Origin of the sequence: Streptomyces colwelliae (assembly GCF_048158785.1) — a bacterium.
Lineage (GTDB): Bacteria > Actinomycetota > Actinomycetes > Streptomycetales > Streptomycetaceae > Streptomyces.
Genome location: NZ_JBLTJC010000868.1, coordinates 1 through 701, shown reverse-complemented (window position 1 = coordinate 701; position 701 = coordinate 1). Strand labels below are relative to the sequence as shown.

The 701-nt window shown below is 73.8% G+C and carries 1 protein-coding gene; it reads right to left on the bottom strand.

Annotation, left to right across the window (positions count from 1 at the left end):
- A partial coding sequence (locus tag ACNFOC_RS54885; protein ID WP_416966381.1) for a protein phosphatase 2C domain-containing protein occupies positions 1 to 701 on the bottom strand: 701 nt, incomplete at both ends.

Here is a 701-nt window from a genome sequence, read left to right as displayed (position 1 = left end):
GGCTCGGGGGCGTCGGGATGCCGAGGTCCATGGTGAGCCGGTCGCCCTCGGGCGTCTCGGCGGGCTGCGACCCGAACCCGACGACGGCCTCGCCGGTCAGGTCGCCGACGGAGGGTTCGATGTCCTGCCACTCCCCGTCCCGCAGCCGGAACAGCCCACCGGGCCCGACCCCGAAGAAGACGCGGGTACGGCACTCCGGATGCGCGGGAAGGAGGAGACACCGCAACCCGGCCGAGTACTCCTCCGGATCGATGCCCTGTTCGGCGGCGCTGGCGCGGAGCTTGCCGAGGCTGCGGTCGGTGAGCCGGTGCAGCCCGGATTTCAGGTCTCCGCGCCGCGCAGCCCTTATGTCCTCGGAGAGCCGTGCGTGACTCCGCCCCACGGCACGCGCGATCCAGTCACAGGCCTCGGCGGCGGCCCGATGCGCTCCGGGCGTGGCCCGGGCCCCGGTCGCCATCGCCACCAGCACCAACGCCTGCTCCCCGACCCCGAACCGCGCGGTCAGCAACGAGTCCCGCCGCGGCTCCCCACGAAACCTCGCGGAGTCCCCGCGCACGGAAGCAGCCCTGATCGTGCTCGCCCCGTACCGCGCCCCGTCCAACACGGTGTCCGCGACGAGATCGTCGAGCTCGTCCGGGTCGGCGAGCGGGAGGGCGGTGGGCTCGGCGTCGTAGGTGGGGGGTCCGGAGCCTACGTAGTCG